Here is an 8,236-nt window from a genome sequence, read left to right on the forward strand (position 1 = left end):
TCTTGACCGTGCTAGAAGACTCTAGACCCGTTGACCTCCCCTTCCCTCTCTTCCTTCCCATGATTCCTCCCATCCGCTTCGCCCTCGCCGGTTTCGGTGCCTGGGGCAAATTCCACGCTCAATCCATCGCGACCAATCCCGAAGCCCAGCTCGTCGCCATCAGCGCGCCCTCCGAAGCCTCCCGCGAAGAAGCCCGTCAGCTCTACCCTGACGCCCACATCTTCGCCGACAGCCTCGACATGATCGCGCAGGCCGAGTTCGACATCATCGACATCGCCACCCCTAGCCACACCCACCGCGAGATCGCCCTCGCCGCCATGGCCAAAGGCAAGCACGTCCTGCTTGAGAAGCCCATGGCCATCACCCTCGACGACTGCAAAGCCATCGTCGCCGGAGCGCAGCAGCACGGCGTCCATCTCGCAGTCGGCCACGAACTCCGCCTCTCCAGCCAGTGGGGCCGCATCAAAGAAATCATCGATGCAGGCACCATCGGCGATCCGCAATACGTCCTAGTCGAACTCTCCCGCAAACCCTACCGCCAGGGCGCCAGCGGCTGGCGCTACGATCAAAATCGCGTCGGCAGCTGGGTGCTCGAAGAGCCCATCCATTTCTTCGACCTCGCCCGCTGGTATCTCGAAAGCAGCGGCGACCCCGTCGAACTCCACGCCTACGCCAACTCCCGCGATCCCCAGCGCCCGACGCTTTACGACAATTTCAGCGCCATGTTCAAATACGCCAACGGCAGCTACGCCGTCGTATCACAAACCCTCGCCGCCTTCGAGCACCATCAAACCGTCAAAGTCAGCGGCACCAAGGGCGCCCTCTGGGCCGCATGGAGCGGTGCCCTCGATCGCACCCTCGAACCTGAATACTTCCTCAAAGTCTTCGACGGCGAAAACCTCGAAAACGTGAAGCTCGAAAAACACAGCGGCGAAGTCTTCGAACTCCGCGAAGAAATCGCCCAATGCATCGAGATGGTACGCACCGGCAAGCCACCCATCGCCACCGGCCTCGACGGCCTCTGGTCCGCCGGACTCTGCCTCGTTGCCGAAGAATCCATCCGCCAAAACAAACCGCTGCCCGTGGGCGAAATGCTAAAATTTTAGAGGGACAAGATAGACGGTAGTTTTTTCATTCGCTGTCGTTCCACCCGATCACAACCTCATGAAAGCTGCTCTTCTCCTCGCCGCCCTCTGGCTCGCCGCGCCCGCGACAACTGGGGCCACGGCCTGGCACCGCTGCAAATCCTCTCCAGCTACTGCCACTTCGCCGTCATCTATCGCCGCAACCCAGTCGGCCTGCCCGTGATGCCGAGCGCCTTCAAAGCTCTCAAAGACGTCAGCAACGACGACAAGATAAAGCTCAACAAACTGCTCCAAGAAATCGCCTGGGATACCGTCAGCCATCATCCGTTGACAGGTTTGACAAAGCCCGTCGCAGCCAAGTAGCCACAAGCATCACGCGCCTTCTTTTGACAGCGTTCCGGCTTTCGTAGCGTAATGCACTGCCCGCATGAAAATCCACGCCCTTCTGCTTACCTACGCGCTCGTCTCCACTCACCTAATCGCCGCAGACTGGCCGGCATGGCGCGGGCCTACGATGGATGGCCATGCGACTTCGGGTCAAAGGCTGCCTGTGAAGTGGAACGAAGGCGAAAACGTCCTGTGGAAGGCAGAAGTGCGCGGTCGCGGCCATGGCTCACCCACCATCGTGGCAGACCAGGTCTATCTCGCCACGGCAGACATGGAAACCGAAGAACAACTCGTGCTCTGCTATGACCGCGCCACAGGAAAGAAAAAGTGGGAGGCCGTCGTCCATCGCGGCAACCTCAACACCAAGGGCCATAAAATTTCCTCACAAGCCTCCTCAGATGTCGTCAGCGATGGCGAGCGCTTGTTCGTCAATTTCCTCAACAACGGTGCCATCTTCACCACCTCACTCGACTTCTTCGGCAAGCAGCTGTGGCAGCGCCGCGTATGCGATTTCCAAGTACACCAGGGCTTTGGCTCCTCCCCTGTCGTCTACAAGTCCGTCGTGCTCATATCGGCAGATCATCGCGGCGGCGGCAAGATGTCCGGCCTCAACAAACTCACCGGCGAAATCGTCTGGCAGCAGGACCGCCCGCCAGTAGCTAACTACGCATCCCCTGCCGTCATCGTCGCCGCAGGAAAAACGCAGGCCGTCCTCGCGGGCTGCAACAAGGTGGAGAGCTTCGATCCTCTTACGGGCAAAAAACTCTGGAGCATCGACGGTAGCACCGAAGAAACCGTCGTCACTGCCGTGACCGATGGCAGCCGCATCTTCCTCGGCGGTGGTTATCCAAAGAGCCACACAATGGCACTGGAGGCCGATGGCTCTGGCAAGATCGCTTGGGAAAACGTCACCCGCACCTATGTGCCATCCATGATCGTGAAGAACGGCCACGTCTTCGCCGTGGGCGATGCCGGCCGCGCCGCCTGCTGGAAATCCGCCACCGGTGAAGAGCTGTGGTCAGAAAAAGTGGACCGCGAATTTTACGGCTCACCCGTCATGGCCGACTCCCGCATCTACGTCACGAGCAAAGGCGGCGTCACCTCCGTCTTTGAGGCCACCCCAGAGAAGTTCAACCTACTCTCGCAAAACCAGCTCGGCGACGAATCCTTCAGCACCCCCGCCATCTGCGACAACCGCATCTATCTCCGCTCCGCCAAGGCCACCCCCACACGACAGGAATATCTGTGGTGCGTGGGTGAGTGAGCACAGCCGCCCTCTTCGGCAAGCCCAAACGCTGTAAAAAGTTTGACCGTTCGTCCGTTTCGCTACATACCAACCAGTTTGTATGTCCACGAAAGCCCCCAGTTCCAAGCGCGAACGCGACCCCGCCGCCACCCGGCAGCGTCTGATCGACGCCACTGTACGACTCATGGTGCAGCAGGGCTTTTCTGCCACCTCAGTGGATCAGATCTGCCAGACCGCAGGCATGACCAAAGGCGGCTTCTTCCACCACTTCGAAAACAAAGAAGCCATCGGTACCGCAGCCGTCGAATGGTGGGGCCTTATGGGAACCTCCCTCTATGCCGAAGCATGGAAGGACACCACCCTCGACCCGCTCGATCAGCTCCACCGCATGTTCGACATCATGGTCGGCTTCACCCAGCGCTCCGACGAAGCCTGCGTCTGCATGGTCGGCATGATGTCCCAGGAAATGTCTGCCACCCATCCCGCCTTTCAAGCCGCGTGTGAGAAGGAGCTGAATCTCTGGACTTACAACGTCGCCAAGATGCTCACAGCGGCAAAGAAGAAGCATAAGCCAAAGACTAAGTTCGACCCTGAGCGTGTCGCATGGTTCCTCAACAGCCTCTGGCAAGGATCCATGCTCGTGGGCAAGACCTGCCGTTCTCAGGAACTGATTCGTCACAATCTCAAACTCGCCCGCAGCTATGTAGACGGCCTGTTTCAAGCGAACTGAATCCCAGCTTGTGATTGAATGAACGAACGCGCGATGTCTGACTCCCCCTCCATCTCCACAGCGAGCGCCCAGTTTGCCACGGAGCATTTCTTTCGGCATGAGTCGGCACGACTGGTGGCCACGCTGGCGGGCCAGTTCGGTGCGCACCGGCTGCAATGGGTGGAGGATGTGGTGCAGGAGGCTCTGGTGCGTGCGCTGCAGACCTGGCCTTATCGCGGTGTGCCGGACAATCCCGCCGCCTGGCTGACGCAGACCGCGCGCCATCTGGCGCTGGATCTGCTGCGACGTGAGCAGCGCTGGAACGAGCGCGAAGAAGGCATCTCCGCAGAGCAGGCACGCTGGATGGCCGTACCGCTGGAAGCAGCGGCGGATGATGCGCATCTGCGCGATGACACCCTGCGGCTCATGTTTGTGTGCTGCCACCCGCAGTTGTCTGCCGAGGCACAGATCGCGCTGGCACTGCGGACTTTGTGCGGCCTCAGCCCGGCGGAAATCGCAGCGGCGTTTGTCACCAGCGAGGCGGCCATCTCCAAGCGGCTGGTGCGCGCACGGCAGCGCATTCGCGAGATGGAACTGCCCTTTGAACTGCCCGAGGCGCATGAACTGCCACAGCGCCTCGATGCCGTGCTGGCATCTCTCTATCTGCTCTTCAATGAAGGCTACAAGGCCAGCAGTGGCGAGCACCTCGTGCGCTCCGACTTATGCCATGAGGCGATCCGGCTCACCGACCTGCTCGCCACGCATCCCCACACCGGCCTGCCGCAGTGCCACGCGCTGCTGGCACTCATGCAGCTAAGTGCCGCGCGCCTGCCTGCCCGCACTGATGATGCAGGCGGCATCCTCCGATTGCATGAGCAGGACCGCAGCCTCTGGGATCAATCGCTCATCCAGCGCGGCATCCACCATCTGCAACTCTCCGCGCATGGCAAAACTCTCACGGAGTATCATCTGGAGGCCGGCATCGCGGCCTGTCATAGCACAGCAGCAAGCCACGAGGTCACAGACTGGGCGCGGATTCTCGCGCTGTATGATCAGCTCGCGCTGCTCACACCTTCGCCCGTAGTGGCCTTGAATCGCGCCATCGCCATTGGCCGTGTGCAGGGCGCGCAGAGCGGGCTGGAGGCGCTGGCAGCCGTGCAGGGCCTGGATGCCTACCTTTCCCTGCATGCGGCGCGCGGGGCCTTTGCCGCAGAGCTTGGCCAGAATCAAACTGCCGCAGCCCATTACCGCAGGGCGTTGGCCCTCGCAGCTCTGCCTTCGGAGCGCAGCTTTTTTGAACACCAGATCGCCAAATGCGAAACGGCGGCGCCAGTAAATATGACCCGCTAAAAAAAAGTTTTGTCCCGATGTCCTTTTCTGCCGAGCCCGTTCGTCGTCTCTTTGAAACCAAGACGTTTTCCACGCTCAAAGACCCACGCTGCCATCGCCATGAACACTGAAACGCCCCTCCATGACTACCTCGTCATCTCACGCGGCCATTGGGATAAAGACAAGACGAAGGAGCAGATCGACACAGCCATCACAGATTTTTATGATTGGCTGAACCGCCACATCGAGTCAGGCACGATGCGCGCAGGCAGCCGCCTCGGCACGGACCGCGCCACAGTCTCCAAGGCGGGCGTCATCACTGATGGCCCCTTCGGCGAGGCCAAGGAAGTCGTAGGCGGCTACTGGCACGTCAGCGCAGGCAGCCTGCGTGAAGCCGCCGACATTCTCTCCCACAGTCCCACGCTGCCCTGCGGCCTGCATTATGAAGTCCGTCCTCTCGATCCCGAGGTCTGCACCGCCTCCGACATCACCAACGAAACCCCGCCAGCATGAATCTACAAAACCCAACTGATGAATACCTGCTGCTCATTCGAGGCACTCACTGGAACCACGGCATGTCCCCCTCTGAACTCCAGCATGTGATGACCGACTTTTACGCCTGGGTGGATCGCCTGGGCAAAGCGGGCATCCATCGCGGCGCGCAGCCCCTGATGGAAGAGGGCAAGCTCGTCTCCGGCCCCAAAGGAACCAGCGTCACCGACGGCGTCTTTGCAGAATCAAAGGAAGCCATCGCCGGGTATTTCCGCATCGCCGTGGGCAGCATGGACGAAGCCGTACGCATCGCCCAGGAATGCCCCATCCTCCAATACGGAGCCACCATCGAAATCCGCCCCATCGCCGATCTCTGCCTCCCCATGGCCCAAGTCAAAGCCACCACCCAAGACTGATCCCCCTCCACCCACCTCGTCATTCGTCATTCGTCATTCGTCATTCGTCATTCCCAACACCACACCCCCATGAGCACAACCCCTCCCACCTACCCATCCTTCAGCCCCTACATCACCGTCCGCGACGCACCCCGTGCCATCGCCTTCTACCAGGCGGCTTTCGCTGCCACTGAAATCTTCCGACTCGTCGATTCCGTCACCGGAAAAATCGGTCATGCAGAGCTCACACTACGCGATGGCCTGCTCATGCTCTCAGAGGAGAACCCGGCCTGGAACAAATCACCCGACACGCTCGGCGGCACGCCGGTGAAGTTCTGCCTCATGGTTGAAAATGCAGATGCCGCCATTGAAGCCGCCGTCGCCGCCGGAGCCACCGTACTCATGCCCGCAGGCGATCAATTCTACGGCTTCCGCAGCGGCTCCGTGCGCGATCCCTTTGGCCATGAATGGATGCTCCAGCATGAAATCGAAAAAGTATCCCACGCAGAAATGCAAAAGCGCTGGGACGACATGAACGGACAATGTCAGCCGTCCAAGGAAGCAGACTGACTCCGCCTTCTTATTCCATACTCCACCACAGCTCGCACACCATGATCAAAAAAATTCTCCTCGGCCTCGTCGCCGTCATCATCCTCATCTGCGTCATCGCCTCCTTCCAGTCCGATGACATGAACATCACCCGCAGCGCCACCACCACGGCCCCACCTGAGGCAGCCTTCAAAATCGTGAACGACTTCCGCCAATGGGATGCATGGTCCCCATGGTCAAAACTTGACCCCAATATGAAGAAGACCCTCGAAGGTCCGCCTGAAGGCGTCGGCGCGGTGTATCGCTGGAGCGGAAACAACGAAGTGGGTGAAGGAACCACCCGCCTTATCGAGAGCAAGCCGAATGAAAAAGTCGGCATGAAACTGGAATTCGTGCGCCCCTTTGCCGGCGACGCCGATGTGCAACTGACCTTCGCCCCTGAAGGCACCGGCACCAAGATCACCTGGGCCATGCAGAGCAAGAAGCCCTTCATGGGCAAAGTCATGGGCCTCTTCATGGACTGCGAAAAAATGTGCGGCGATCAGTTCCTCGAAGGTCTCGCCAATTTGAAGAAGATCGCCGAAGCCGCCCCGCAATCCTGAACCCTTTATCACATCGCGCATCATGCTTGCTCCGCTCACCATCGTTCAAACCGAGGCCCAACCCGCTGCGGTGATCCACCTCACCGTGCCGCGTGATCAAATACAAGAAGTGATGTGCCCTGCCATCATGGAGTCGGTCTCCGCCGCCTCCGCGCAGGGCATCGGCCCCATTGGTCCCGTCTTCGCCCATCACTTCGGCATGACACCCGGCATTTTCAATTTCGAAGTCGGCGTGCCCGTCTCCGGCTCGGTGACTCCTGTGGGCCGTGTGTTTGCCAGCGCAATTCCCGCCGCTAAAGTCGCACGCACCATCTACACCGGCCCCTATGAAGGTCTCGGCGATGCCTGGAGCGACTTCAATGACCTGATCGAAGCTGCCGGCCACACTCTCGCGCCCAATCTCTGGGAGTGCTACCTCGCCGGCCCATCCACGACACCGAATCCCGCCGATTACCAGACCGAGCTCAATCACCCCATCCTCTAGTTCATCCACCGCCATGCCGCTGCCCGCCCCCATCGAATCCCCGCTCGCCGAACGAGAACTCGTGCTCGTGCGTGAGACCGACGTGCCACGCGAAAAACTCTACGCCGGCTGGACGCAGCCCGACCTTCTGGTGCAATGGTTCACACCCAAGCCCTGGGTCACCACCGCCTGTGAAATCGACCTCCGCCCCGGCGGTGCCTGCAAGACCACCATGCGCAGCCCGGAAGGCCAGGAGTTCCCCAACGTCGGCATCTACCTCGAAATCGTGCCGAATGAAAAACTCGTCTTCACCGATGGCCACCTGCCCGGCTGGGAACCCAATCCCAATCACTTCTTCACGGCCATCCTCAACTGGGAAACCCTGCCCAACGGCAACACCCGCTACACCGCCCGTGTCATGCATTGGACCAAAGAAGCCTGCGAAAAACACGCCGCCATGGGCTTCCTTGAAGGCTGGGGCAAAGCGTTTGATCAACTCGTTGAGTTAGTTGGCAGCAGGCAGAACTAGCAATGTCGAATGCCTGAGCCTCCAGCCTTCTGCACATCATTCGTCATTCACTCTTCCACCCCATGTCCACGTCCTACGTCCAGCCCTACCTCTTCTTCGGCGGTCGCTGTGAAGAAGCCCTCGAGTTCTACCAGTCCGCCATCGGTGCTGAGACACAGATGCTCATGCGCTACAGCGACAGCCCAGATCCCATGCCACCCGGCATGCTGCCCGCCGGTTATGAAAGCAAAGTCATGCACGCCAGCTTCAAGATCGGCGGCAGCGTAATCCTCGCCTCCGACGGCTGCGGCGGCCAAGAGAGCCAGGGCTTTCGCTCATTCTCACTCTCCCTCACTTTGCCCACTGAAGCCGAAACCGAGCGTGCCTTCAACGCCCTTGCCGAAGGCGGCACCGTCAACATGCCCATTGGCAAGACCTTCTGGTCACCCTGCTTCGGCATGCTGGAGGACA

At 60.1% G+C, this 8,236-nt stretch carries 13 protein-coding genes; all 13 read left to right on the forward strand.

What is annotated here, in order from left to right; translation table 11 throughout:
• Positions 1 to 59 precede the first annotated feature (59 nt).
• On the forward strand, positions 60 to 1,106 hold the full coding sequence (locus PSV43_RS01130) for a Gfo/Idh/MocA family oxidoreductase (protein WP_300192819.1): 1,047 nt from the start codon (positions 60 to 62) through the stop codon (positions 1,104 to 1,106).
• Positions 1,107 to 1,164: 58 nt separating this feature from the next.
• Positions 1,165 to 1,308, forward strand: coding sequence for a hypothetical protein (locus PSV43_RS01135; protein ID WP_300192821.1), 144 nt, complete (start codon positions 1,165 to 1,167; stop codon positions 1,306 to 1,308).
• A complete protein-coding gene (locus tag PSV43_RS01140; RefSeq protein ID WP_300192823.1) occupies positions 1,305 to 1,448 on the forward strand; it encodes a hypothetical protein in 144 nt (47 codons plus the stop codon). Before PSV43_RS01135 ends, PSV43_RS01140 begins: the two co-directional genes overlap by 4 nt.
• Before the next feature lie 64 nt (positions 1,449 to 1,512).
• Positions 1,513 to 2,736, forward strand: coding sequence for a PQQ-like beta-propeller repeat protein (locus PSV43_RS01145; RefSeq protein ID WP_300192825.1), 1,224 nt, complete (start codon positions 1,513 to 1,515; stop codon positions 2,734 to 2,736).
• 82 nt (positions 2,737 to 2,818) lie between these two features.
• Positions 2,819 to 3,448 (forward strand): TetR/AcrR family transcriptional regulator, encoded by a 630-nt coding sequence (locus PSV43_RS01150; protein ID WP_300192827.1) that lies wholly within the window; start codon positions 2,819 to 2,821, stop codon positions 3,446 to 3,448.
• A 33-nt stretch (positions 3,449 to 3,481) separates the two neighbouring features.
• Positions 3,482 to 4,777, forward strand: a complete 1,296-nt coding sequence (locus tag PSV43_RS01155; RefSeq protein ID WP_300192829.1) for a sigma-70 family RNA polymerase sigma factor — start codon at positions 3,482 to 3,484, stop codon at positions 4,775 to 4,777.
• 99 nt (positions 4,778 to 4,876) lie between these two features.
• Entirely contained in the window at positions 4,877 to 5,269 is a 393-nt protein-coding gene (locus PSV43_RS01160; RefSeq protein ID WP_300192831.1) for a YciI family protein, read from the forward strand.
• Positions 5,266 to 5,664 (forward strand): YciI family protein, encoded by a 399-nt coding sequence (locus tag PSV43_RS01165; RefSeq protein ID WP_300192833.1) that lies wholly within the window; start codon positions 5,266 to 5,268, stop codon positions 5,662 to 5,664. The genes PSV43_RS01160 and PSV43_RS01165 overlap by 4 nt, the downstream gene beginning before the upstream one ends.
• Positions 5,665 to 5,733: 69 nt before the next feature.
• Entirely contained in the window at positions 5,734 to 6,213 is a 480-nt protein-coding gene (locus PSV43_RS01170; RefSeq protein ID WP_300192835.1) for a VOC family protein, read from the forward strand.
• Between the two features lie 41 nt (positions 6,214 to 6,254).
• Positions 6,255 to 6,794 (forward strand): SRPBCC family protein, encoded by a 540-nt coding sequence (locus PSV43_RS01175; protein WP_300192837.1) that lies wholly within the window; start codon positions 6,255 to 6,257, stop codon positions 6,792 to 6,794.
• 22 nt (positions 6,795 to 6,816) lie between these two features.
• Positions 6,817 to 7,278, forward strand: a complete 462-nt coding sequence (locus PSV43_RS01180; protein ID WP_300192839.1) for a GyrI-like domain-containing protein — start codon at positions 6,817 to 6,819, stop codon at positions 7,276 to 7,278.
• Positions 7,279 to 7,291: 13 nt separating this feature from the next.
• Positions 7,292 to 7,786 carry an SRPBCC family protein gene (locus PSV43_RS01185; protein WP_300192841.1) on the forward strand — a complete coding sequence of 165 codons (495 nt, stop codon included), beginning with the start codon at positions 7,292 to 7,294 and terminating at the stop codon, positions 7,784 to 7,786.
• Positions 7,787 to 7,848: 62 nt separating this feature from the next.
• A partial coding sequence (locus PSV43_RS01190) for a VOC family protein (RefSeq protein WP_300192843.1) occupies positions 7,849 to 8,236 on the forward strand: 388 nt, incomplete at its 3' end.

It is taken from the genome of Prosthecobacter sp. (genome assembly GCF_029946185.1).
In the GTDB taxonomy this organism is placed as follows: domain Bacteria; phylum Verrucomicrobiota; class Verrucomicrobiia; order Verrucomicrobiales; family Verrucomicrobiaceae; genus Prosthecobacter.